General features: G+C 51.8%; 32 protein-coding genes, 1 tRNA gene and 1 pseudogene. 33 read left to right on the top strand and 1 reads right to left on the bottom strand.

The window, feature by feature from the left end; all coding sequences use genetic code 11:
* Nucleotides 1-10: 10 nt before the first annotated feature.
* The 12 genes from O1724_RS09520 to O1724_RS09575 all read left to right on the top strand — a co-directional run bounded on the left by O1724_RS09520 (nt 11) and on the right by O1724_RS09575 (nt 6,256).
* The gene (locus tag O1724_RS09520) at nt 11-436 is read left to right on the top strand and encodes a tellurite resistance TerB family protein (RefSeq protein ID WP_015570939.1); all 426 of its coding nucleotides are present in this window, start codon (nt 11-13) and stop codon (nt 434-436) included.
* A complete protein-coding gene (locus O1724_RS09525) occupies nt 433-588 on the top strand; it encodes a DUF3927 family protein (protein ID WP_017384388.1) in 156 nt (51 codons plus the stop codon). Before O1724_RS09520 ends, O1724_RS09525 begins: the two co-directional genes overlap by 4 nt.
* Nucleotides 589-765: 177 nt before the next feature.
* Nucleotides 766-842: transfer RNA gene (locus tag O1724_RS09530), tRNA-Arg, on the top strand.
* 470 nt (nt 843-1,312) lie between these two features.
* On the top strand, nt 1,313-1,702 hold the full coding sequence (locus O1724_RS09535; protein ID WP_017384387.1) for a phage holin family protein: 390 nt from the start codon (nt 1,313-1,315) through the stop codon (nt 1,700-1,702).
* Nucleotides 1,692-1,970: a phage holin family protein gene (locus tag O1724_RS09540; protein WP_126296661.1), complete on the top strand. Its 279-nt coding sequence runs from the start codon at nt 1,692-1,694 to the stop codon at nt 1,968-1,970. Before O1724_RS09535 ends, O1724_RS09540 begins: the two co-directional genes overlap by 11 nt.
* Nucleotides 1,970-2,599 carry a glycoside hydrolase family 19 protein gene (locus tag O1724_RS09545; RefSeq protein WP_126296660.1) on the top strand — a complete coding sequence of 210 codons (630 nt, stop codon included), beginning with the start codon at nt 1,970-1,972 and terminating at the stop codon, nt 2,597-2,599. The genes O1724_RS09540 and O1724_RS09545 overlap by 1 nt, the downstream gene beginning before the upstream one ends.
* Before the next feature lie 7 nt (nt 2,600-2,606).
* Nucleotides 2,607-2,876 carry a hypothetical protein gene (locus O1724_RS09550; protein WP_126296720.1) on the top strand — a complete coding sequence of 90 codons (270 nt, stop codon included), beginning with the start codon at nt 2,607-2,609 and terminating at the stop codon, nt 2,874-2,876.
* A 4-nt stretch (nt 2,877-2,880) separates the two neighbouring features.
* The gene (locus tag O1724_RS09555) at nt 2,881-3,027 is read left to right on the top strand and encodes a hypothetical protein (protein ID WP_234833951.1); all 147 of its coding nucleotides are present in this window, start codon (nt 2,881-2,883) and stop codon (nt 3,025-3,027) included.
* A gap of 29 nt (nt 3,028-3,056) precedes the next feature.
* A complete protein-coding gene (locus O1724_RS09560) occupies nt 3,057-3,281 on the top strand; it encodes a hypothetical protein (protein WP_045345419.1) in 225 nt (74 codons plus the stop codon).
* 161 nt (nt 3,282-3,442) lie between these two features.
* Nucleotides 3,443-3,985 carry a hypothetical protein gene (locus O1724_RS09565; protein WP_058691149.1) on the top strand — a complete coding sequence of 181 codons (543 nt, stop codon included), beginning with the start codon at nt 3,443-3,445 and terminating at the stop codon, nt 3,983-3,985.
* A 148-nt stretch (nt 3,986-4,133) separates the two neighbouring features.
* The gene (locus O1724_RS09570; protein WP_126296659.1) at nt 4,134-4,787 is read left to right on the top strand and encodes a phage tail tip fiber protein; all 654 of its coding nucleotides are present in this window, start codon (nt 4,134-4,136) and stop codon (nt 4,785-4,787) included.
* An 11-nt stretch (nt 4,788-4,798) separates the two neighbouring features.
* Nucleotides 4,799-6,256, top strand: coding sequence for a glycosyltransferase family 2 protein (locus tag O1724_RS09575; protein ID WP_126296658.1), 1,458 nt, complete (start codon nt 4,799-4,801; stop codon nt 6,254-6,256).
* Nucleotides 6,257-6,347: 91 nt separating this feature from the next.
* Here the strand turns inward: O1724_RS09575 and O1724_RS09580 are convergent, their stop codons facing one another.
* Nucleotides 6,348-6,524, bottom strand: coding sequence for a hypothetical protein (locus tag O1724_RS09580; RefSeq protein ID WP_045895685.1), 177 nt, complete (start codon nt 6,522-6,524; stop codon nt 6,348-6,350).
* A gap of 118 nt (nt 6,525-6,642) precedes the next feature.
* Here O1724_RS09580 and O1724_RS09585 point away from each other — a divergent pair, with 118 nt between their 5' ends.
* The 21 genes and pseudogenes from O1724_RS09585 to O1724_RS09685 all read left to right on the top strand — a co-directional run bounded on the left by O1724_RS09585 (nt 6,643) and on the right by O1724_RS09685 (nt 23,758).
* Nucleotides 6,643-7,212: an HNH endonuclease signature motif containing protein gene (locus tag O1724_RS09585; RefSeq protein WP_049019491.1), complete on the top strand. Its 570-nt coding sequence runs from the start codon at nt 6,643-6,645 to the stop codon at nt 7,210-7,212.
* A complete protein-coding gene (locus O1724_RS09590; RefSeq protein ID WP_126296657.1) occupies nt 7,209-7,787 on the top strand; it encodes a hypothetical protein in 579 nt (192 codons plus the stop codon). Before O1724_RS09585 ends, O1724_RS09590 begins: the two co-directional genes overlap by 4 nt.
* Nucleotides 7,780-8,148: an HNH endonuclease gene (locus tag O1724_RS09595; protein WP_045895687.1), complete on the top strand. Its 369-nt coding sequence runs from the start codon at nt 7,780-7,782 to the stop codon at nt 8,146-8,148. The genes O1724_RS09590 and O1724_RS09595 overlap by 8 nt, the downstream gene beginning before the upstream one ends.
* 105 nt (nt 8,149-8,253) lie before the next feature.
* Nucleotides 8,254-8,748 (top strand): terminase small subunit, encoded by a 495-nt coding sequence (locus O1724_RS09600; protein ID WP_000954404.1) that lies wholly within the window; start codon nt 8,254-8,256, stop codon nt 8,746-8,748.
* Nucleotides 8,745-10,406, top strand: a complete 1,662-nt coding sequence (locus tag O1724_RS09605) for a terminase large subunit (RefSeq protein WP_126296656.1) — start codon at nt 8,745-8,747, stop codon at nt 10,404-10,406. Before O1724_RS09600 ends, O1724_RS09605 begins: the two co-directional genes overlap by 4 nt.
* A gap of 59 nt (nt 10,407-10,465) precedes the next feature.
* Complete coding sequence (locus O1724_RS09610) at nt 10,466-12,400, top strand: phage major capsid protein (protein WP_479983969.1); 1,935 nt, start codon at nt 10,466-10,468, stop codon at nt 12,398-12,400.
* Between the two features lie 203 nt (nt 12,401-12,603).
* Complete coding sequence (locus O1724_RS09615; protein ID WP_032104588.1) at nt 12,604-13,962, top strand: phage portal protein; 1,359 nt, start codon at nt 12,604-12,606, stop codon at nt 13,960-13,962.
* Nucleotides 13,959-15,002, top strand: a complete 1,044-nt coding sequence (locus tag O1724_RS09620; RefSeq protein ID WP_126296654.1) for a phage gp6-like head-tail connector protein — start codon at nt 13,959-13,961, stop codon at nt 15,000-15,002. Before O1724_RS09615 ends, O1724_RS09620 begins: the two co-directional genes overlap by 4 nt.
* Nucleotides 14,999-15,325 carry a head-tail connector protein gene (locus tag O1724_RS09625; RefSeq protein WP_117309018.1) on the top strand — a complete coding sequence of 109 codons (327 nt, stop codon included), beginning with the start codon at nt 14,999-15,001 and terminating at the stop codon, nt 15,323-15,325. Before O1724_RS09620 ends, O1724_RS09625 begins: the two co-directional genes overlap by 4 nt.
* Nucleotides 15,326-15,333: 8 nt before the next feature.
* Nucleotides 15,334-15,684 (top strand): phage head closure protein, encoded by a 351-nt coding sequence (locus O1724_RS09630; RefSeq protein ID WP_126296653.1) that lies wholly within the window; start codon nt 15,334-15,336, stop codon nt 15,682-15,684.
* Nucleotides 15,681-16,130, top strand: coding sequence for an HK97-gp10 family putative phage morphogenesis protein (locus O1724_RS09635; protein ID WP_126296652.1), 450 nt, complete (start codon nt 15,681-15,683; stop codon nt 16,128-16,130). Before O1724_RS09630 ends, O1724_RS09635 begins: the two co-directional genes overlap by 4 nt.
* Nucleotides 16,127-16,474: a tail completion protein gp17 gene (gene gp17 / locus O1724_RS09640; protein ID WP_126296651.1), complete on the top strand. Its 348-nt coding sequence runs from the start codon at nt 16,127-16,129 to the stop codon at nt 16,472-16,474. The genes O1724_RS09635 and gp17 overlap by 4 nt, the downstream gene beginning before the upstream one ends.
* A 59-nt stretch (nt 16,475-16,533) precedes the next feature.
* Nucleotides 16,534-16,953: pseudogene (locus O1724_RS09645) on the top strand (phage tail tube protein); the annotation flags it as partial.
* Nucleotides 16,954-16,985: 32 nt separating this feature from the next.
* Nucleotides 16,986-17,369: a phage tail assembly chaperone gene (locus tag O1724_RS09650; RefSeq protein ID WP_001549114.1), complete on the top strand. Its 384-nt coding sequence runs from the start codon at nt 16,986-16,988 to the stop codon at nt 17,367-17,369.
* An 8-nt stretch (nt 17,370-17,377) separates the two neighbouring features.
* The gene (locus O1724_RS09655; protein WP_126296650.1) at nt 17,378-17,656 is read left to right on the top strand and encodes a phage tail assembly protein T; all 279 of its coding nucleotides are present in this window, start codon (nt 17,378-17,380) and stop codon (nt 17,654-17,656) included.
* A gap of 51 nt (nt 17,657-17,707) precedes the next feature.
* Nucleotides 17,708-18,001: a hypothetical protein gene (locus O1724_RS09660; RefSeq protein WP_071785226.1), complete on the top strand. Its 294-nt coding sequence runs from the start codon at nt 17,708-17,710 to the stop codon at nt 17,999-18,001.
* Nucleotides 18,002-18,059: 58 nt separating this feature from the next.
* Nucleotides 18,060-21,362, top strand: coding sequence for a phage tail tape measure protein (locus tag O1724_RS09665; RefSeq protein ID WP_126296649.1), 3,303 nt, complete (start codon nt 18,060-18,062; stop codon nt 21,360-21,362).
* A 2-nt stretch (nt 21,363-21,364) separates the two neighbouring features.
* Nucleotides 21,365-21,703, top strand: a complete 339-nt coding sequence (locus O1724_RS09670; protein ID WP_006809151.1) for a phage tail protein — start codon at nt 21,365-21,367, stop codon at nt 21,701-21,703.
* Nucleotides 21,700-22,458, top strand: a complete 759-nt coding sequence (locus O1724_RS09675; protein ID WP_016240208.1) for a phage minor tail protein L — start codon at nt 21,700-21,702, stop codon at nt 22,456-22,458. Before O1724_RS09670 ends, O1724_RS09675 begins: the two co-directional genes overlap by 4 nt.
* 2 nt (nt 22,459-22,460) lie before the next feature.
* Nucleotides 22,461-23,171 (top strand): C40 family peptidase, encoded by a 711-nt coding sequence (locus tag O1724_RS09680; protein WP_117309022.1) that lies wholly within the window; start codon nt 22,461-22,463, stop codon nt 23,169-23,171.
* The gene (locus O1724_RS09685) at nt 23,171-23,758 is read left to right on the top strand and encodes a tail assembly protein (RefSeq protein ID WP_045325237.1); all 588 of its coding nucleotides are present in this window, start codon (nt 23,171-23,173) and stop codon (nt 23,756-23,758) included. Before O1724_RS09680 ends, O1724_RS09685 begins: the two co-directional genes overlap by 1 nt.
* The last annotated feature ends 21 nt before the right edge of the window (nt 23,759-23,779 follow it).

The following is a 23,779-nucleotide window of genomic DNA, read 5'->3' on the forward strand; positions in this document are numbered from 1 at the left end:
GAAAGTCACTATGTTTGGTATCTTCAAAAAGAAAGCACGTAAAGCTGTTGTTGAAGTTAAGAAAATGGAAAACCGCGACGCGGTTGAAGCTACGGTGTGGGGTGCTTACTCCATTGCGTATGCCGACGGTACATGCGACGCGAAAGAAATCGCCACTCTGGAAAAAACCATTTCAGCATTGCCTGCTTTCGCACCGTTCGCTGGTGAGATCGCACAGATGAGTAGCAATATCCGTGCTCGCTATGAAGCTTCGCCGCGCTCTGCTAATGCACAGGCGCTGCGCGAACTGGCTGACGTTGCCGGTACAAACGATGCTGTTGATGTTCTTTGCCTGTGCCTTGATGTCGCTGACAACGACGGCATCGGGGAAGAAGAAGAGAAGCAGCTCAAGAAAATCGCTCAGGCGCTGCAACTTCCACTGGACCAGTACCTGTGATCGGGAAATTGCGCTGGGTAGCCGCCGGGGTATTGATGTTCCTGGTGGTTGCCATCGACTTCACCAGCAAAATGATGTCCATCCTTGCTGATGGCGTGCTGGTAGCCGGGGTAATTGCTTTACTCTGGCCCCTGTTTAAATCCAGTAAATAACACTTTGCAAAAGGTCATTTCTGATGGCCTTTGACAGAGTGAATTTTTTCTTCGGTGCTGTAGTAAACTGGCATTCGATAATGCTCTCGATACTGATAACACTTGGTGGGGATACACCAACTTCGCAGAGACAACTGCATGACCCATGACCAGCAACCCAATGCTGGTCTTTTTTTTCCGCCATTAGCTCAACTGGAAAGAGCACGGAGCTTCTACCTCTGTGGTTCGGGGTTCGAATCCTCGATGGCGGACCAGTGTCCAATTCGTTAAGCGAGGAAGTTTCTCAACTCTGATTTATGCGCTATTTTTTTATTGTGGTGAATCCCCCTATGCGGAGGGGCGTTCCAGCAGTTACCTGAAAAGGAAACCTCTCAGACGCGGGAATGTTTGCTGGAGTAATTCTCACCGGGAGGCACCCGGCACCACGATAACAATAATATAGAATTGATAATTCCTTGAGAGCCTGCTTTAAACAGCAGGTTTTTTTTGCTCGTTTCCCGAAGTTACGGCTACGCTAAAGAAGAAGGGGATATATCCGCTGGCAGGTGGTTCTCCTGAACCATCAGTGAATCGGCCTCGATACCCGGACGTCACTACCTGTCTTTCGGATGATCTCCTTTCTACCTTCTTGTGATAATCATCACTTTAGCCTGCTCTAGCGAGCGGGCTTTTTTTATTCCCCTCAAATTTCCTGAGAGGGATCACAGCAATAAGAGGGGGCTTAATGTCCGATCCATTAACCGGCACCGGCGCTGTTCTCGGCGGCGGCCTGCTGGGTTCAGTCCTGTACGGCGTCTTTACTCATACAGATTTTGGTGTGGTGTTCGGGGCGTTTGGTGGTGCGGTGTTCTACGTCGCGACAGCCACAAACCTGTCCCGCGCCCGACTGGCAGCATATTTCCTGACGTCGTTTATCGTTGGGGTGCTCGGGGCAGGACTTATTGGCTCACTGCTAAATGCAGCTTCGCACTATGAAAAACCGCTGGATGCACTGGGTGCAGTGATTCTGTCTGCCCTGTGTATAAAAATCCTCACTTATCTTAACAACCAGGACCTGAACAACGTGTTCAAGTTTTTCTCGCGGCTACGTGGGGGAGGGGGAAATGGTAATTGACCCGTCAGCAGTCTTTAATGCGTTTATTTGTGCGGCCATCGTCATCGTGCTGATGTTTTACCAGCGACATGGCGCCCGGCATCGCCCCTTTATTTCTGTCCTGGCGTATATAACCGTGCTGGTTTACGCCGCGATCCCCTTGCAGTTCATCTTCGGCCTTTATCGTGATTCCAGTTGGCTGGTGGTGGTCGCAAACATTCTTATCTTCGCCGCCATCCTGAAGGTTCGTGGAAATATGGCGCGGCTGGTTGATCATCTGAGGCACTAATGAACCAATCACAATTTCAGAAGGCGGCTGGTATCAGCGCCGGATTAGCTGCGCGCTGGTTTCCGCATATCGACGCCGCCATGAAGGAATACGGCATCACCGCACCGCTTGACCAGGCCATGTTTATTGCCCAGATGGGGCATGAAAGCTCCAGATTTACCCGTGTGGTGGAAAATCTTAATTATGCGGCAGAAAACTTAGTGCCGACGTTCGGCAGCCACCGCATCACTCAACAGCAGGCCGCCGCACTTGGCAGAACTGCAACGCAACCGGCAAACCAGAAAGCGATCGCCAATCTGGTATACGGTGGTGAGTGGGGAAAAGAACACCTTGGCAATCAGGTCGCTGGTGATGGCTGGAAATATCGCGGTCGTGGGCTGAAACAGATTACCGGCCTGAGCAACTATCGCAGTTGTGGCCAGGCGTTGAAACTGGACCTTGTTACTCAACCGGAGCTGCTTGAAAAGGATGAATACGCCGCGCGCTCTGCCGCATGGTTCTATGCCTCCCGCGGTTGCCTTCTTCATTCCGGCGACGTTGAGCGCGTGACACTGTTAATCAATGGCGGCAGAAACGGACTGGATAAACGCCGCGCGCTGTTTAACCTGGCGAAATCCGTTCTGGTGTGAGGTGAATGTGGGGATCGAAACGATAATCGGGCTGTTCGCGTTGGTGGTTTCAGCTATAGCTGGAGCTTTTGGCCTGGGCCATATTCGCGGCACCAGCAAAGCGGAAGCGAAAGCCGATAAGCAACGCACCGAAGAGAACACCGCCGCCACTGAAGCAGTAGCGAAGCGCCGGGTTGAAGCAACGAAAGAGGCCAGCAATGTACAGCAGACTGTTAACCATATGCCTGGCGACGATGTTGATCGCGAGCTGCGGGACAACTGGACCCGTAAGGGTTGAGGTAGTGGACACGGCTTGCGACTGGGTTAAACCTATCTACGGAACTGCTCACGACTGGTATGTGCTGGACCGCCAGACGAAGAAAGACATCCTGGCGCATAACAAAGCGTGGCAGGCTAACTGCCAGAAACAAACCAGCGCCTCGCAATAGCGGGGCTTTTTACTATCCGAGGAAACCCCATGACCGTTCGCGCTAAATTCCGCTGCCACTTTATTCAGAAAGCAGATGGCGATTCACACCGTACAATTCACATGAGCCCCGTGACCGCTGACACAGAAGAAAACAAGTCATGGTCAAAGTACACGCCTGGCGGCCAATTGCAGCTGGTTGTCTCGAACCCGGCTGCATTCGAACAGTTTGAGCAGGGCAAAGAGTACTTCATCGATATTCAACCAGCGCAGTAACCATTACAAAGCTCATCTGCGGGTGGGCTTGATAATGGTTATCCCCTCAAGCGGATAAGCTGACAAATATCCCGTGTAGGGGATAGTCATTACAGCAGGCATTCACTGAGTGCCTGTGATAAAGCTTTCAGATACAATCACCTCAAAAAAGTGGGGTGAGTATGAATTCTGATTATATCTCTTACGAAGCGTTAATTTCAGCCCGTGAAACTGCATACTGGGCAAAAGTATCTGCATACGGGGCTTGGTTTTCAGGAGTGGCTACTTTTTTAGCTGTTATCACTTCGCTGTTCATTGCTTTAATCAATCGAAGGGCTTTTATTGGAGGAAAGGTTAAATTCGGGCGTATCATGTCTGATGATGATGACCGGAGGCTGATAGCAATAACAGTTGTTAACCGTTCATTGCATTCGATAAAAATCAAAGCCATTTACTGGTATGTTGGCGGAGAAATTGAGCTTCAACAGCTATTTAGGAATAAAGAGTCTGATCGACTTCCTACTCGTTTAGAAAACGGAGATGAAGCTAATTATCGAATTATTATTGATGCTGATGAAGATTGGTTCAAAAGAATGGCCGTGCGGTTGAAAAAGCTAAATTTTCATCCAAATAAAATCCGTTGCGTTATAACACTTTCAACTGGTGAGCGATTTCGCTTAAAGGTGGATAAACGGCTAAAAGAAAAAATCCTTCAATACATGTAATTGATCAAAAACGGGTCGCGAAAGCGACCTTTTTTATGCGCATCGCACGCGCACATCAAAGAAAGTCTTTCAGCTGTGAGCCTGGGCAAACCGTTAACTTTCGGCGGCTTTGCCGTGCGACAGGCTCACGCCTAAAAGGAAATAAATCATGGGTCAGAAAATCATTACGTTGTCCGGCGCTGCGACGGATGTTCTTTATGCGCTGTTTTTTCGTGGTGCGTTGACTGGTGGAGATCTGCCATCTAAATCTGGCGCAGCTGAGCTTCGAGAACTGGGGTTTGCTGAAAGTCGCCATACCGCTACAAAATATCACGAGAAAAACTTCTTCACGTTCCTGACTGCTGAAGGGCAGGAGTTTGCCATTAAGCATCTGGCAAATACTCGCTTTGGTGTTCCCGCTGGTGGTTATATCGGCTGCCCTATAGATGAGCCAAGAGACGGCATCAATAGCTACTGCCCAATTGAAGACTTTAAATGGGGCTGGTTTGTCGATAAATCAGGGCAAGCCTACATCCATAAGGCGCTGATCGGTGATGGCGTATTGTCTACGGGTTATAACGTGAAATTGAACGTGAACGTCACCGACAAGGGTAAGCAGCACGAAGCTGGCATGGCACTCGATGTTGACGATGGTAAAAGCCGCGTGAAGATTTTGGCTGAAAAGTTTGCGGTTGCCGCCAATCACCAAAACGCGTTAGAGACCGCCTTACAGCAGTCCATCAAAAAGGTTGTGGACGAAACTATTCAACAAGCTATGCAGCCAGGCGGTGCGATCTGGACTTCCTTACGGCGTGGAATCTGACGGGAGGTTTTATGCAGGTCACTATTGATGGTGTCCCATACGCTCCCGCCAGCGTCGTTTCATCCCGGATCGGCATTGCCATTTCGACACATCAGCGCGCAGACGTTTTAAAACGTTCACTCGAACAGCATCTGAGGCACCTGCCAGCCGGCGCGCTGGTGGTGGTAGTCGATGATGGTTCAAAACCTGCCGCAGTAGTGCCTGACGGCGTGCAGCTGCGTCGCCATGAAACATCACTCGGCATTGTTGCTTCGAAGAACGCCAGTTTAACCGCGCTGATGGACGCCGGGTGTGAGCATCTTTTCCTTTGGGACGATGACGCCTGGCCCATCGCTGATAACTGGCACTTGCCTTACATCGAATCACCCGAGCCACACCTGGCTTATCAGTTTCTTGATCTGGCAGGGACGAATAAGCTGAAGGATATGGCGGTTCTGTATCGGGATGATAAGCACATCGCTTACTCCGGACAGCGTGGCGTAATGCTTTACTACCACCGCAGCGCCATAGAGAAAGTTGGTGGTTTCGATCCGGTATACGGTCGCGGTATGTACGAACACAGTGACCTCGCCCTGCGCATTCACAATGCTGGCCTGACGACATGGGCTTACGGTGATGTGGTCGGTTCAGAAAAGCTGATCCATTCTCTCGATGAGCATGAAGCCGTAGAGCGTTCGGTACCGCGTCCCGACCGACAGGCGCTGGTGGAACGTAACGTGAAGATCCATAACGAACGGCGTGATGCCGGGTTTACTGGTTACGTTGAATACCGCCAGCAGCGCGACGTGGTTATCACAACGCTTCTCACCAGTCAGCCTGACCCGCAGCGCGGCACAAAAATGGCGCCCTCGCCTGACATGCTGAGCAAATGGGCGGCCTCGCTTCGCCAGTGTGGTCGTATAGCGCTGGTGGATGAATTACTGACGGCCCCGGCGGATGTTGAGCTGTATCGCGTACCTGACGTGAAGATGAATGTCTACTTCCGGCGATGGCTGCACATCTGGCAGCACCTGCGAGATCACCCTGAATACCGGTTCGTCTGGTGTACCGATGGTACCGATGTCGAAATGCTTCGCGCGCCGTGGGAAGAAATGGAGGTAGGGAAGGTGTACGTCGGCTCCGAACCAAAAACCTACGCTGACGCATGGGCAAAGCAGAATCACCCGGAACGCATCTACCAGGAGTTTATCGAACAGCACCGCAACGATGTGATGCTTAACGCCGGGCTGCTGGGCGGGACGCGCGCTGATGTAATGGCGTTCGCGCACGGCATCATCCGGTTGTACTACCGGATTGAGAGCTACCGATTCTGGAAGACAGAGCAGGCTGATGCAGCGGTGGGGGATATGATCGCTTTTGGCATTGTCGCTAAGTCTTTTGGCGATCGCATTGTCACCGGCCCGCGCATCCACACAGTGTTTAAGTCTGAAGGTATCGGTAAGGAGTACGCCTGGTGGCGCCATAAATAGTGGAGAGAAGTTCAAAGCGAGACACGGATTGAAGGTGCTCATTAATGGCAAATTCAATCCGTGAAACGTTTAACAAAAAGTAAGAAAATCTTTAATTATTGTCATCGCTACTCTTTTGGAAGTGCTGAACAGCCTGGTTATACATTGAGAGGAGATTAGATATATCCCCTCCTGAATAAACAGGAACTCTTTGGGCTCTAATCATTTCAATCAGTAATGCATAAGCTGATTCTTCTGGGGCGTTTTGAGGATTGATAAGTCCAGACATATTTACTCCTTGTATTAATGAGCCTTCAGCCTATCCGCACTTTAATTCGTTGAAAATCCTGATATACAGACAGTAGCCGCCATCGTGCGGCTTTTTTTATGGGCGAAGGAAATTATCTATGACTAGATTCTGCAATGTTTCCGGATGCTGCAATAAAGTTTTAGCGCGCAACCTATGCAACAAACACTACATTCGGATGAGGAAATTTGGCGATCCTCTCGCCGGGAAAGACAGGTTTGCCTCACCTGAGGTGAGATTTGAATTTAGTACCGAGATATCAGGTGAGTGCTTACTGTGGACCGGTGCAAAAAACAGCAAAGGATACCCACAACTAAAATCGGAAGGCCGCATCATTTCAGCCCACCGATATGCCTGGGAAAGAGAAAAAGGCCGAATACCTGACGGAATGGAGATTGACCACATTTGCCGCAATAGAGCATGTGTGAATGTAAATCATCTTAGGTTGGCTACTCGCTCTCAGAATATGCAAAATCTTTCACTTGCCGGGAGAGCCGAATCAGGTGTGAGAGGTGTATATAAGGACGGAAATATGTGGCGGGCCACTCTGTTCAACTGTGGCGAAGTGGTGTGGCAAAAATGGTTTAAAAATCTTTCTGACGCAGAAAAAGAAATTATCGCTGCCAGAAAACGAGTTCACACCCACGCACCGACAGAGGCTTACACATGAAATTCGTAGTTTGCGCTCATCACACCCGCTTAGAACATGCACAACGTCTTGCTGCGCTGCTGGATGCTCATCTGCTGATTGATGACGGTAACCACGGCGCGAACTGGAATCACCGACGCGCGCTTGAATGGGCTGCCGAGCAACCTTGCCGGGTAGTCGTGCTGGAAGATGACGCGATGCCTGTTGCTGGTTTTACTGATCTGGTGGGTGAGTGTCTTAACCGCTTCCCTGATTCACTGGTGAGCTTTTACCTGGGCACTGGCCGGCCACCTCAGTACCAGATGCAGATAGCCGAACGACTGATAGTTGCTGATAAAACTCAGGCTGACTACATCACACTTCCGCGGCTGATACACGGCGTTTGTTACAGCGTACCTTCTCAGCATATTGAACGAGTTTTTTCTCGATGGGTCAGCAGCAAGCCTGCCGATTATGCCGTTGGTGATGCCTATGGCGGCACTGTGGTTTATCCCTGTTACTCGCTGGTGGACCATGCAGATGGTGAACCTGTAGAGCGTCACCCTGACTCAGCGCCACGAACAGAACGCCGTCGGGCGTGGAGGTTGCATGTCTAAGCTAACAACGTTAAAGCCACGCCTGAAAGCCATTGATACGCGACGCATCAAGCCGATCTACGGTGAGCAGCGCCGCATAAGTGGAAGTGCAAGGGTGAGTTTGAAGCGCCGTATCTATGCGCGTGACAGTGGTCACTGCTGTATGTGTAATCGGGTTGTTGATTTGACTGACAGTGAACTCGACCACCGTATCGCGCTTCAGTTCGGAGGCGATAACTCGGAGAGCAACCTGTGGACGCTCTGCACTGAATGTCATGCAGGTAAGTCTGCACGTGAAGCCGCTACGGGTCAGCCTGATGAACAAGCCCTGAAGCATGAGGTGCATGATGTCGATCAGGAATCTGTATTTATAGGGCTCTGAGGCCTGCCAACCCCGGGGGGGTATCATCCAGAGTAAACATCGATCGCCCTGGACACCTCGCCCCCTCTCATTCGCAGAAAAAATCCCCCTCTGGAGGGTGTAAACATGTTAACAGCGCAGAAGCGGAAATATGCTCTCGCGCTGATGTCCGGGATGTCTCAGAAGGATGCGGCAATAAAGGCGGGATATTCTGAAAAATCCGCGCGTTCCAAGGGGTCGCAGCTTGCTAAAGACCCGGAGGTCATCGCGTTTATTGAGCGGAAAAAACGAGAAAAAGTTGAGGTGGATGACGAACCTGCGTATCGCAGGAATGTTTATACCCCAGCAGTAAACACGCCTGAAGAAAAACGACCTCCTGCGGCATCGTCCGCCGGTGAGTATGAAGACCCTCTCGACTTCCTGAAATCGGTTATGAACAACGTTGGTTACGAAATCGAAACCAGGAAAGATGCTGCAAAGGCCATGCTGCCTTATATGCATCAGAAGAAAGGTGAGGGCGGTAAGAAGGATGCAAAAGCTGAGGCTGCCAAAAAAGCGGCCAATAAGTTCGCAATTCAGCAGCCGCCGAAACTGGTGGTTAACAATCGCGGGAATACATGATGCCGGAGTGGACAACTGCCTGCCGTGACTGGGCGGAGCGCCTGAAGAAAGGCCAGTCTATTATTCCTGCCCCGATTTACCCGGAGCAGGCTGAAATAGCCCTGAACGTTTTCAGGCAACTGAAAATCGTTGATGCTCCAGGATCGCCAACGTTCGGTGAATCCTGCGCACAGTGGGTTTTCGATCTCGTTGCGGCGCTGTTCGGCTCGTATGATGCCGAAACTGGCCGCAGGCACATTACAGAAGTGTTTGTGCTCATCCCCAAAAAAAACTCCAAGTCTACGCTGGCCGCCGGGATCATGATGACGGCGTTGCTGCTTAACTGGCGTCAGGCTGCCGGGTACACCATCATCGCCCCGACCGTAGAGGTGGCGACAAACGCCTTTAACCCGGCGCGTGACATGGTAAAGCGGGATGATGATCTGGATGACCTCTGCCAGGTGCAGACACACATCAGGACAATCACCCACAGGGGAACGGACACGACGCTGAAAGTGGTGGCCGCCGACCCCAACACCGTTTCGGGGATTAAATCTGTCGGCACGCTCATTGACGAGTTGTGGCTTTTTGGAAAGCAACATAACTCCGAAGATATGCTGCGTGAGGCAGTCGGTGGCATGGCATCACGACCGGAAGGCTTTGTGATGTACACAACCACGCAGTCTAACGAACCGCCGGCAGGTGTGTTTAAGAAGAAGTTGCAATACGCCCGTGACGTTCGCGACGGAAAGATTCACGATCCGCATTTCCTTCCGGTGATATTTGAGCATCCACCGGAAATGGTTGCCAGCGGTGAACATCTTCTTCTGGATAACCTCGCGATGGTTAACCCCAACCTGGGTTACTCCGTAGACGAGCAGTTTCTATACCGTGAATACAATAAAGCGAAAGAGGCCGGGGAAGAAGATTTCCGTGGCTTTATGTCGAAGCACGCCAACGTTGAAATCGGTCTCGCCCTGCGCGCTGACAGATGGGCAGGGGCAGATTTCTGGGAGCAACAGGCAAGGCGCGTCACTTTTGACGATATTTTGCGCCGTTCTGAGGTGGTCACAGTTGGTATCGATGGCGGTGGTCTCGATGACCTTCTCGGCCTGGCTGTTATCGGGCGCGATCGCCAGACGCGCGAGTGGTTATGCTGGTGCCATGCATGGGCACATACCATCGCCCTGGAAAGGCGAAAGAGCGAAATTTCAAAATTAAAGGATTTTGAGAGGGCCGGTGACCTGACGATCGTTAAGCGGGTAGGCGAGGATGTTGAGCAAGTTGCAGAGTACGTCAGCCGGATTTATGAAGCCGAACTGCTGGACAAAATCGGGATTGACCCCTCTGAGGTAGGGCAAATTCTTGATGCGCTCAGTGAGGCAGGCATTCCTGATGAGGCTGTAACCGGGGTCAGCCAGGGCTGGAAACTCGGCGGCGCCATTAAGACTACCGAGCGAAAGCTGGCTGAAGGTGTTCTGCTTCATGGTGGTCAGCCTCTGTTGGCATGGTGCGTAGGCAACGCCCGTGTGGAGCCGAAAGGTAATGCCATACTCATCACCAAACAGGCCAGCGGGAAGGGGAAAATTGACCCTCTTATGGCCACATTCAACGCCGTTACGTTAATGGCTCTTAACCCCGAACCGGTCAAAAAAGACTACCAGGTATTTTTCGTTTAACACACACGTCAGTTAATGGCCCGCGCATGCGGGTTTTTTTCATTTCTGGAGGCCAGCAAATGACGCTTAAACGCGCCTGCACCCTCATGACGGTTAAGTCGGTAAATGAGGATGAGCGGATTATCACCGGCATCGCCTCAACACCGTCTCCCGATCGTGACGGTGACATTATGGAGCCGGAGGGGGCGAAATTCCGTAGCGATACGCCGTTCCTCTGGCAGCACGACCGCTCTCAGCCTATTGGCACCTGCACGCCAAAAATGGTGAAAGAGGGGTTGCAGATCACAGCAAAGCTCGTGAAACCAACCCCTGACATGCCATCCCAGTTAATCGCACGTCTTGATGAAGCGTGGGCTTCGATTAAGGCGGGGCTGGTACGCGGCCTGTCGATTGGGTTCCGCCCAATTGAGTATTCCTTCCTGGATGAAGGCGGTATTCGCTTTTTGTCCTGGGACCTGCTTGAGGTCTCGGCGGTGACCATTCCGGCCAATGCCGAATGCTCCATCCAGACCGTTAAATCTTTCGATCGCCAGTTTCTCGCCGCGTCAGGCAATGAGAAACCGGTAGTGAAAACCTCTAAAACCGCTGGCGCTACAGCACCCAAAACCAAAAAAGGAAACATTTCGATGAATATCGCTGAACAGATCAAAAGTTTTGAAAATAAGCGTGCGGCGCTGGCAGCTTCACAAAGTGACATCATGAGCAAAGCATTCGATGAAGGCCGTACCCTCGATGCTGAAGAAACTGAAAGCTATGACAACGTTTCTTCTGAGATCAAATCTGTAGACGAACACCTGAAACGTCTTCGTGATATGGAAGCCAGCATTGCAGCCACGGCTAAACCGGTAACAAAAACTGCCAATGGCGAAGTCACCACCGTTAAGGCAAACGCGCCGGGGATCATTCGCGTTGAGCAAAATCTGGAGAAAGGTATCGCCTTTGCCCGTTTTGCCAAGGCACTGGCGGCGGCAAACGGCAGCCGTTCTGAAGCGCTGGTAATTGCACGTAAGCAGTACCCGGATGATGCGAAACTTCACCATGTGCTGAAAGCCGCTGTTGGTGCTGGCACAACGACCGATCCTCAGTGGGCTGGTGCGCTGGTGGAGTATCAGGAATACGCAAATGATTTTGTTGAATTCCTCCGCCCGCAGACCATTATCGGTCGTTTCGGTCAGGGTGGTATTCCTGCCCTGCGTCAGGTCCCGTTCAACATTCGCATTCCGGCACAAACTTCCGGCGGATCTGCAAGCTGGGTAGGTCAGGGTAAGGCCAAGCCGCTGACCAAATTCGACTTTGAGTCCATCACGTTCAGCTTCGCCAAAGTCGCAGCCATTGCGGTGCTGACCGATGAGCTGATCCGGTTCTCCAATCCGGCAGCTGATGCACTGGTGCGTAATGCGCTGGCAGAAGCGGTCATTGCACGCCTGGATACGGACTTCATTAACCCGGCGAAAGCTGAAGTTGCTAACGTCTCTCCGGCCTCAATTACCAACGGTATTGTGGCTGTTCCATCAACCGGCGATCCGGATGCAGATGCTGAAGCGGCATTCGCTCAGTTTGTCTCCAATAACCTCCAGCCAACTGGCGGCGTGTGGATCATGTCCAGCACCAACGCGTTGGCGCTGTCCATGAAGAAAAATGCTCTGGGCCAGAAAATGTATCCGGAAATGACCCTGCTTGGCGGCACATTCCAGGGGCTTCCGGCTATCGTTTCGCAGTACGCCGGAAGCAATCTTACCCTGCTGAACGCGCCGGATATTTATCTGGCTGACGACGGTGGTGTGGCAGTGGATATGTCACGTGAAGCCTCTCTGGAAATGGAAAGCGATCCTACTGGCGACAGCGTCAGCCCAACCGGAACGGAGCTGGTTTCCATGTTCCAGACGAACAGCGTGGCTATCCGTGCCGAGCGCTGGATCAACTGGAAGCGTCGCCGCACGGCAGCGGTGGCGGTTATTTCTGGTGTGAACTACGGCTCTAACCAGGGAAGCTAACGCGAAAGGAGGGCGGGGGAAACCCCGCCAAATTGCATGGCAAAAATCAGATATCTGCAACGCACACATGACTCTGTTACGGGAGACGTAAAGACCGTGGACGATCGGTGCGCAAGGGTGCTGGTGCTGCTTGGCAAGGCAGAATATTTCACCGAGGTAACTACCAGGGTGAGGAAGAATAAGCGTAGAGCGGAGAACGGCTAATGTGGAATCCTTTCCGAAGAAAAGAGGGGCAAGTCAAAAATCTACAGCAGCCTGTTGTCAACCGCGGGGGCTGGACGCCGATGTTCAGTTATGTCCACGAACCCTACGCCGGGGCCTGGCAGCAGAACATGGAAATTAAGCCCAAAACGGTTCTCTCCTATTATGCTGTGTTTTCCTGCATATCTCTGATCGCAAGTGATATCGCTAAAATGCCTCCGCGCCTGATGAAACAGGATTCAAATGGCGTTCGGAGGGAAATTAAAACCGGAAAGATAGCCGCGCTGTATTCCAGGCCAAATGCCTTTCAGAACCGCATCCAGTTCTTTGAGCACTGGCTGAATTCCAAGCTGTGCGAAGGTAATACCGTTGCGCTCAAGATCCGGAACAATCGCGGTGAGATAACCGAGCTGAGGCTGCTGGACTGGAACAAGGTTACGCCGCTGGTAGCTGATGATGGCTCTGTCTTCTACCAGATCAATCCGGATAACATGGCCGGTATTGAATCATCTGTGACTGTACCGGCACGAGAGGTTATTCACGATCGGTTCAACTGTCTGTTTCATCCCCTTATTGGTCTTTCCCCGATTTATGCTGCTGGTCTGGCTGCAATGCAGGGTCACCATATTCAGGAAAGCTCAGCGTACTTTTTCCGCAATGGCGGGAAACCCAGCGGTGTTATCGAGGTTCCGGGCTCGATTACGGAAGAGAACGCCAGGAAGATCAAAGAAAACTGGGACACTGGTTATACCGGGGAAAATGCGGGTAAAACCGCCATTCTGAGCAATGGTGCGAAATATGTTCCCCGGACGGTCTCAGCTGCTGATGCGCAAACTGTCGAACAGCTTCGCATGACCGCGCAGATTGTCTGTTCAGTATTTCACGTGCCTGCTTATAAGGTTGGCATTGGTGAACTGCCAACGCATGACAACATCGAGGCGCAGGATCAGCAGTATTACTCACAGTGTCTTCAGTCCCTGATTGAGTCCATCGAATTGCTGCTGGATGAAGCGTTTGAACTTGAGGGTGATACAGGGACTGAGTTTGATGTTAATGCGCTGCTGCGTATGGACAGTGAACGCCGTATCAAATCCCTGGGGGAAGGGGTGAAAAATACTATCCTCACACCAAACGAAGCGAGGAAAAGTGAGAACCTGCCTCCCCTGGCTGGAGGGGACTCTCTTTACCTTCAACAGCAGAACTTCAGCCTTGAGGCGCTGGCGCGCCGTGATGCTTCGGATGATCCGTTTGGTAAAAGCAGTTTGTCCCAACCTTCAGCCTCATCGAATGAAGGAAAGGCTTTAACCGATGCTGAGCAGTCGGCAGCCAAAGCCATGATCAGAGGATTTCTTACAAAATGAATGAACGCGAACTATCCCTGATAAAGGTGCTGGGCGAGGAATTTGGTCAGGTTCTCGCTGAAATGCGTGACAGCTTCAGTAAAAGTATTCAGGCCCTGAAAGAGGACTATCAGGAGAGGCTAACCAGTCTCGCAAAGCAGGTTGAAGAAATCAGTAATGCGCCCGCTCCAGACGTCGAGAGCATGGTGAAAGCGGAAATTGCTAAATTACCAGCCCAGGCAGCGCCGGAGCTTCCAGATGTTGCCACTATGGTCAGCGAGGCGGTAGCTGCTATCCCGGTTCCGCGTGACGGTAAAAGTGTCACGGTCGACGATATCACCCCCGTTTTACAGGAGCTGGTCAGCAATGCCGTGGCAGAAATACCTGCACCAAAGGACGGTAAAGACTTTGATCCCGCCATGCTTAAACAGGCAGTTGAAGAAGCTGTCAGTGAGGCGGTAGCCGCCATCCCGGTACCGCAGGACGGTAAAAGTGTCACAACTGAAGACGTCCAGCCGATGATTCAGGAGTTGGTTTCCGCATCCATGCCGGAGCTGCCAGATGTGAAATCGCTGGTTAATGAGGCGATTGCAGCTCTGCCCGCAGCAGAGCCGGGTAAAGATGGAGAAAATGGCCGGGACGCCCTGGCGCTGGAAATTCTGCCTTTCATTGATGAGGGGAAAAGCTACCCACGTGGCAGCTATGCCACGCATAACGGCGGCCTGTGGCGCGCTTACGAGAAAACCCATGGTATGCGCGGCTGGGAGTGTCTTGTTGATGGTGTGTCGGGTATTGATATTCAGCAATCTGAGCAGCGTAACTTCACTCTGACGGTTAGCCGCACCAGTGGCGCCAGCGAAACCAAATCCTTTGACGTGCCAGTGATGATTTATCAGGGCGTATTCAAATCCGGTCAGGAATATCTGCCTGGCGACACGGTTACATGGGGCGGTTCGCTCTGGCACTGTGACGAACAGACGCAGGATAAACCTGGTGAGGCAGGTTCTAAAGGCTGGACTCTGGCCGCCAAGCGTGGCCGCGACGGGAGGGATAAGACGTGATTGAACTTGTGACACTGGATGAGATTAAGGAACACCTGCACATTGATCATGATGCTGACGACGGCCCACTTAAGGAAAAAATACAGGAAGCCAGTTCGGTGTTGCTGGCTTTTATTCAGGGAAGCCGGGACAAGGTCATTGATGAAACAGGAAAGTTAATAGAGGGTGAAGCGCTCAGTCGGATGAAGGCCGCCACGATGCGTCTGGTGGGTATGTTGTACCGAAATCCTGACCTGGCTGACAAGGAAGATTTACTTCATGGAGAACTTCCTTTCTCTGTGTCGTTTTTAATTCATGATCTCCGACTTCCGACAATTATTTGAGGGCATTCATGGCTATATCCGCTGGTAAGCTCATACAAATTGTTGTGATACAAAACCCCGTACATATCCGTGACGCATCAGGCCAGCCAGTTGAAACATGGGTGGATGGTGAAACCATCCGCGCAGATATAAGGGGCCGGAGCGGAAGAGAATTAATGGCAGCAGGCGCCGAAATTGCCCAGGCTGATGTCAGGGTATGGGTCCGTGGAAAATCGGGAGAAACAATAACGGCAGTATCCAGGATAAAGGTTCTGAGTGGACCATACCGAGGTAAAACACTTAACGTTATAGGCCCGCCTATCCCTGATGAAAAGGGTGAGCGTCTTGAGATATTGTGCAAGCTGGGAGCTGAAAAATGATTGAGACGAGCCTCGATTTTTCCGGGTTAAATGATATCGCAAAGGACCTGGAGGCGCTTAGCCGCGCTGAAAACAACAAGGTCCTGCGTGATGCTACGCGCGCCGGTGCCGAAGTGCTTAAGGAAGAAGTAATCGCACGCGCACCAGTGCGCACCGGGAAACTGAAAAAAAACGTGGTGGTGGTGACCCAAAAAAGCCGCCGCCGCGGGGAGATTTCTTCCGGCGTCCATATTCGTGGCGTGAACCCGCGCACCGGCAACAGCGATAACACGATGAAGGCGAATAACCCGAGAAACGCCTTTTACTGGCGATTCGTTGAATTGGGCACCGCGAACATGCCTGCACATCCGTTTGTGCGACCCGCTTACGATACGCGCGAGGAAGAGGCCGCCAGCGCCGCCATTGCCAGGATGAATCAGGCTATTGATGAGGTATTGAGCAAGTGAATGAAGATGATATCTACGCCTTGCTTTCTTCCCTGGCAGAAGGACGGGTATATCCCTATGTTGCGCCATTAGGTAGTGACGGGAAACCGTCTGTCTCTCCACCCTGGATTATCTTTTCCATCGTCGATGAGGTTTCCGCTGACGTGATGTGTGGCCAGGCAGAGAGCAGGGTTTCCGTTCAGGTCGATGTGTATTCCACTTCGATCGCTGAATCACGCTCCCTGAGAGATTTGGCGCTCGCTTCGCTTAAGCCGTTAAACCCTACAGAGGTGGTAAAAATCCCCGGGTACGAGCCAGAGTATCGGCTCTACCGTGCCACCCTGGATTTTAAAGTTACCCCGTGACAATTAATTCACCCAACGAACCCGCCTGATGGCGGGTTTTCTTTTTCCAGGAGACAGCTATGTCTGCACTTTATGAAAAATCGCAGCTGACGAAGATCCTTATTTCCTCCCTGCCTGCCACCAAAGAAACGATGGATTCCGCAACCTTCCTCGATCTGAGTTGCACCATCAAAGAAATTCAGTTCACCGGTGGTCAGAAGCAGGATATCGACGTAACAACACTTTGCTCTACCGAGCAGGAGAACATCAACGGCCTGCCTTCTCCGTCAGAAATCTCTCTGTCCGGCAACTTCTACAAGAATCCGGCGCAGGACGCCTTGCGTGATGCGTATGACAACGATACGACCTACGCTTTCCAGGTCATTTTCCCGTCCGGCAAAGGCTTTAAGTTCCTGGCTGAAATCCGCCAGCACACCTGGTCTTCCGGTACCAACGGCGTAGTGGCGGCAACGTTCTCCCTGCGCCTGAAAGGTAAGCCTGAAAACATCGAGTCTGGCTCCTGAGAGGTCGCATGAAGAATATTAAAAATCTCGCCCTGGCTAAGATGTCGGGTTTTCGTCATAAGACGGTCGCCGTTCCTGAGTGGGAGGGCGTCAAAGTGGTTCTCCGTGAGCCGTCAGGTGAAGCCTGGCTGCGCTGGCAGGAAGTGGTGAAAGCGGGTGCTGATGATGAAAATGTGTCGGTATCGGAAAAGGCACACCGTAATCTTTGCGCTGACGTGGTTCTCTTCATTGACGTCCTGTGCGACACCGATAAGCAACCGGTATTCAGCGTAGACGAAGAAGAGCAGGTGCGTGAAATCTACGGCCCCGTCCATTCACGCCTGCTCAAACAGGCGCTTGACCTGATCAACAATGCGGACGAAGCGCGGGAAAAGTCTCAACCCCCGGCGTAAAGTTTCTGATGTCGCTTGCGCTCCGGATGGGGCGCACGCTCTCAGAGCTTCGGCAGAATATGACGGCAAGCGAGCTTCTGATGTGGATTGAGTTCGACAGGCAAAGTCCGGTTGGCGATATCCGTGGCGACATTCAGGCAGCTCAGCTCGTCTCTGCCATCTACGGTTCGCAGGGGGCAAAAGTACCGCTGGACGATGCGATCCTGCGGTGGGGAGATGGTGAACAGACAGCACCTAAGGACCCGTTTGCCGGGCTTGAGGCGGCTCTTACAGCTGCAACTCAGTGACAAATGAACTGTAAAAGAATAGGATTATTTTTTTATAATTTGGTGAAGAAAATGAAAAAACTAGTTCTATTTGTATTATTTTATGGTTTCAGTTGTTTATCAAGTGCAACTCAAACACTGGCTCCATTAGAACCAAATGAGTTGCAAAGCTATACGTCTACGGTTTGCTCTGATCATGCAAATCCTGAATTGTGTAAAAAAGCTTTTATTAAATTCATGGGCTATATAAAAACAAACGATGATTACTACTATTTCTGTCAAAAGCAAAAAGAGGCAGGGATGACTGTTAATAAAGATTCCTGCAATAAATCGGAAGCTCTGAGAGAATTTTTAGATAAGCCATGAAATTTATATCACAACAAAAAGCCCGTTAATGGGCTTTTTTTTCGCCTGGAGAAAATTGATGGCAACCTTACGTGAGTTAATAATCAAAATTTCCGCTAACTCGCAGTCATTCCAGACGGAAATTTCCCGCGCCTCACGAATGGGGCAAGATTATTACCGCACCATGCAAAATGGTGGCCGACAGGCGGCGGCCGCGTCCAGAGAGACTCAGAGGGCTTTGGCTGACTTAACTGGCCAACTTAATTCTGCAAAGGCGTCAGCTGTTGGTCTTACTGGGGCATTTGCAGGAGCATATGCCACCGGACACCTTATTTCTTTGGCTGATGAATGGAGTTCAGTTAACGCCCGGTTAAAGCAGGCATCAAAATCCTCCGATGACTTCAAAGAGTCACAGCGCGCACTAATGGATATTAGCCAGCGAACCGGGACCGCATTTTCAGATAACGCCAGCCTGTTTGCCCGTTCAGCCGCCTCCATGCGTGAGTATGGCTACAGTTCAGAAGAGGTTCTGAAAGTAACCGAAGCTATATCGACAGGACTTAAGTTGTCAGGCGCAAGCACGTCTGAAGCCAGCTCAGTAATCACACAGTTCAGTCAGGCGTTAGCACAGGGCGTTCTTCGTGGGGAAGAATTCAACTCCGTTAACGAAAACGGCGATCGCGTTATTCGTGCGCTAGCTTCCGGTATGGGGGTTGCCAGGAAAGACTTAAAGGCGATGGCAGATCAGGGGCAGCTTACTGCCGATAAAGTTGTTCCGGCATTAATCAGCCAGCTTGGAACGTTGCGGGATGAATATAGTGCCATGCCGCAAACCGTTGCTTCAGCAACGACAAAAATTGAAAACGCATTTCTGGCGTGGGTGGGGGGGGCAAATGAAGCCACGGGTGCAACGAGCGCACTTACTGGCGCACTGAATTCCATTTCGGACAATATAAATACCGTGGCCTCTGCTGCTGGCGTGCTGGCGGCCATCGGCGGTTCAAGATTTATTGGCGGCATGATCGGCGAGCTTGGAAGCCAAACGGCACAACTGGTTGAGGCAAGAAAAAATGAAATAGCACTAGCCGCAGCCAGGGCAAATACTGCCACACAGTCACAGCGCAAGGCGGTCGCCGATGCCCTTTCTGCTGAGCGAGCATATCAACTGGCTCAGTCCGAACTTGTCTTAGCTAAAAATACAAATGCTGAGGCCACAGCGACTCAAAATGCTATTGCCAAACGCCGTGCAATGATTACAGCGAACGCTGCTCTGGTGCAGTCAAACAGGGCAGTGGCAGCATCTCAGCAAGCTCTTAACTCTGCAACATCTGTATTGGGGCTGGTAAAAACTGGCGCTACAGGCCTTTTAGGGTTGGTTGGCGGGTTGCCAGGGCTGCTGATGCTTGGCGCTGGTGCCTGGTACACGATGTATCAGAATCAGGAGCAGGCACGTCGTTCCGCTCAGGAGTACGCTGGTCAGATTGATGAAATTAGGCAAAAAACCTCAAAAATGTCTCTGACCGAGACGGATGAAAATCGTGGACAAACTGTTGAGGCTCTCGTTGAACAAAATCGACTTGTTGATGAGCAAGCCAGAAAGGTTGGTAAGCTGAAGAACCAGATCGACGATTTGAATGCATCGCGTGGAAAACCGGGTATTAACAGCGAGAACGATGCAGAAATCCTAAGAGCGATAGCTATTGTTACGGATCAACTCGCTGTTGAAGAGGGAAAATTAAATGACATGCGAGATAAATCTCGCGGCATACAGCAGGCTCTCGAAGAAATTGAGCGACGTCGTAATGATTTAATACGCGAACAAGCCTGGCGACAGAATGCGGTATATCAGTCGATGATCATGATGAATGGTCAGCATACTGAATTTAACCGTCTGCTGGGTCTGGGAAATCAGCTATTAATGGCCCGGCAAGGGCTGGCTAACGTCCCGCTCAGACTCCCTCAGGCCGACCTCGACAAAAAGCAAACTGATGCTCTCGAAAAGAGTCGCCGGGATCTGGAGTTGTCACGCCATAAGGGTGAGGCCAAAGAGCGCCTGCGTCTGAGTTATGCAGCCGATGACCTGGGGTTAACCAGTGATCCGCAATTCCAGACAGGCCGTCAGGAGTTTATTAATAACGGTCTTGCTGAATGGCGGAATAATGAGGCCAACAAACCTAAGGCGAAGGGCGGTAAAACCGAAGGCGAGAAAACCGAGGATGTGTATAAGCGCCTTATCAAGCAGCAAAAAGAGCAGATTGCCCTGCAAGGCCAGAATACTGAACTGGCGAAGGCTAAATACCAGGTCAGCCAGGGCGAACTTGCTTCTCTGACAGAAGCCCAGAAAAAGACGGTATTGCAGAATGCTGCGCTGATTGACCAGGTTAAATTGCGTGAGCAACTGCGGAATTACGAAGCCAACCTTGCTGACAGTAACGCCAGCGCCCGCGCAGCCAATGAAGCGCAACTGCTGGGCTACGGGCAGGGCTCCAGGTTCCGTGAAAGACTTCAGGAGCAGTTCAATCTGCGTAAGGAGTTCGAGCAGAAGAATACCGATCTTCTCCGCCAGCGTCAGGCTGGTGAAATCGACGAGACGTTCTATCAGCAGGGACTGGCACTTAATAAGCGCTATCTCGAAGAGCGCCTGCGCGACCAGGAGGGATATTACGCCGCTTCTGATGCGCAGCGTGACGACTGGATGACGGGACTGTCTGAGGGTTATGCGAACTGGGTGGACGAAGCTACTGACTATTCTTCCATGGCCGCTGAAGGCATGAAGCAGGCTATGGGGGGCGCGGTCACCACGATCACCGACATGCTCAATGGCAACGTTGACAGCTGGAAGGACTGGGGCGTGAGCGTACTGAAGATTATCCAGAACGTTCTGGTGAACATGGCTGTTGCTAATGGCGTCAGCTCAATTGGATCATTGTTCAGTTTTGGTGCCTCGTCAGCCGCAACCGCCAGCAGCGGTACCGCTATTCAGAATGCTGGCGCGAACTTTACCTTTAATGCGAAGGGTAATGTTTACGACTCTCCGTCCCTGAGCGCTTACAGCAATGGCGTTTTTCAGACGCCTCAGCTGTTTGCTTTTGCCAAAGGTGCGGGGATTTTCGGCGAGGCAGGTCCTGAAGCCATTATGCCACTCACGCGGGCACCTAATGGTGATCTTGCTGTTCGCGCAGTAGGGATGCCGCAGGTCTCTGGTGGCGTGCCTTCAGTTAACTTCGGCGATATCAATATTCAGGGCGGTTCTCCACAGGCGTCCAGTCAGGGTACTGCCGGAGCAGCAGGCAGGCAGCTTAAGGATGCCATCACTGGTGTCATTAACGAACAGGCCAGCATGCCGGGTTCGCCTCTGTGGCGATTAATCAAGGGAGTTTAACCATGGCAGTCGAAACCTTCAGCTGGTGCCCAAAGGTTGCCTCTCAGGTTGATACAAATTTTCGTACCCGAAAGGCACAGTTTGGCGATGGCTATGCGCAGGTTGCCGGGGACGGTATCAACCCGGTAACACCTCAGTGGAGCGTGAGCTTTACCGGTGACGAGGCTTACATTCAGACCATTAAAAACTTTCTGAACAGACATGCCGGGTGGAAGTCATTTATCTGGAAGCCGCCGCTTGAGCCTTCAGGTTTATGGCGCGCGGAATCCTTCCAGATATCTACCCACGGCAACAAAAAATACACCCTCAGCAGTACATTCATACAGGCATACCATCCATGAGTATTTCATCTGATGTCCAGAAACTGGAACCGGGTAAGCGCGTCCGCCTGATCGAGGTGGACGGCTCAGCGTTCGGTGCGGGTATTCTTCGCTTTCACAACGAGACAATCCCGCATACCGAGGCGGAAATCATCGCCGCAGGCGGCGACGAGTCAAAACTTGAGCCGAAGTCGGTGTGGTGGCAGGGGCAGGAGTATGGCGCGTGGCCGTATGAACTGACCGGCATATCTGTAAGCAGTGACGGCCAGAGTTCACGGCCGTCACTCACTGTTGCAAACATCAGCGGTACGATTGGCGCGCTGTGCCGCAGGTTTCAGGGGATGGCTAAAGCAAAGGTGATCATCCATGACACCTTCGCTCACTACCTGGACGCAAGAAATTTTCCTGGCGGGAACCCGACTGCGAATCCCAACGAGGAGCGCAAACAGGTTTATTACATCGACCGTAAATCAGGGTCAGACGATGAAACCGTAGAGTTTGAGCTTTCCAGTCCAGCCGATTTGCGAGGGCAACTCATTCCGACCCGGCAAATTCAGCCAATGTGCACGTGGTGCATGCGGGGCTGGTACAAAACCGGGAACGGCTGCACCTACGCCGGGCAAAACGGCTGGTTCGATAAAGACGGCAATCGGGTGGACGATCCTTCACAGGATGTTTGCTCCGGATTGCTGTCAACGGGCTGTAAACCTCGCTTCGGAGAGAATGAACAGCTGGATTATGGCGGGTTCCCCGGCGCTTCACTTCTGAGAGGATAATCATGCGCGACAAAACAGTTAGCGCCATTCTGGCGCATGCCGCCGCATCCTTCCCCGAGGAGTGCTGTGGCGTGGTTATTCAGAAGGGGCGGGTGGAGAAATACATCCCCTGCAAAAATAATGCTGAGTCGCCGACTGAGCAATTTGAACTTAATCCTGAGGATTATGCGGCCGCCGAAGAGCAGGGCACTGTGGTGGCGATCGTCCACAGCCATCCCGGCGACGGGGCAACAACTCAGCCGAGCGAGCTCGACATGCTGATGTGTGATGCCACGGAACTGCCCTGGATTATTGCATCGTGGCCGGAGGGCGACATTCGCACCGTCATGCCTCGCGGAGACCGTCCCCTCACAGGGCGTCAGTTTGTACTCGGGTATGCAGACTGCTGGTCTCTCATCATGGACTATTTCCGCATCGAGCACGGCATTGAACTGCCCAACTACAGCATAGATCGCCACTGGTGGGAGCAGGGTGAAAACCTCTATATGGATAACTGGCAGGAATGCGGTTTCCGTGAGTACGACGGTCCCGCTCAGCCAGGTGACATGGTTATCATGCAGGTTCAGTCCACCGTCCCGAACCATGCCGGGATTTTGCTTGATGGCAACATGCTACTGCATCACATGTATGGCCAGCTAAGCCAGCGTATTCCCTACGGTGGCTATTACCGTGACCGTACCATCAAAATTCTGCGTTATAAGGATTTGATGTAATGGAAAGAAAAACCGTTATCAAACTCAGCGGCTCAATGGCTCAGCGATTTGGCAGGACACATCGCCGTGCACTAACGTCCGCCAGCGAAGTATTCAGAGCGCTTTCTAACACCATTGATGGCTTTGATGCTTACCTGCGCGAGACCAGAGCGAAAGGGCTGGATTTTGTCATCTTCCGAAACCAAATTAACATAGGCAAGGAAGAGTTTGATCTTCTTGGGCCTGGCGATGAGATCCGAATTATCCCTGTCATACGCGGTAGTAAAAGGGCGGGCCTCTTTCAAATTGTTACTGCCGCCGCAATTGCAGCCTTTACCTGGTGGAACCCAATAGGATGGGCAGCAAGCACACAAATGGCACTATATGCCGCAGCTGGTTCTATGGCCGTTGGCGGTGTAGTGCAGATGCTCTCTCCTCAGGTTTCAGGTCTGCGAATGCGTCAGGAACCTGATAACAAACCCTCCTATGCGTTTGGTGGTCCCGTTAACACGACAGCATCTGGCAATCCCGTTCCCCTGCTTTATGGGCAACGGGAGATTGGCGGCGCGATTATCTCCGCCGGGATTTATGCAGAAGATCAGCAATAAGCCTCATCCCTGAGGCCGGAG

This window comes from Enterobacter cloacae complex sp. HYC074_NIDB (genome assembly GCF_056673345.1).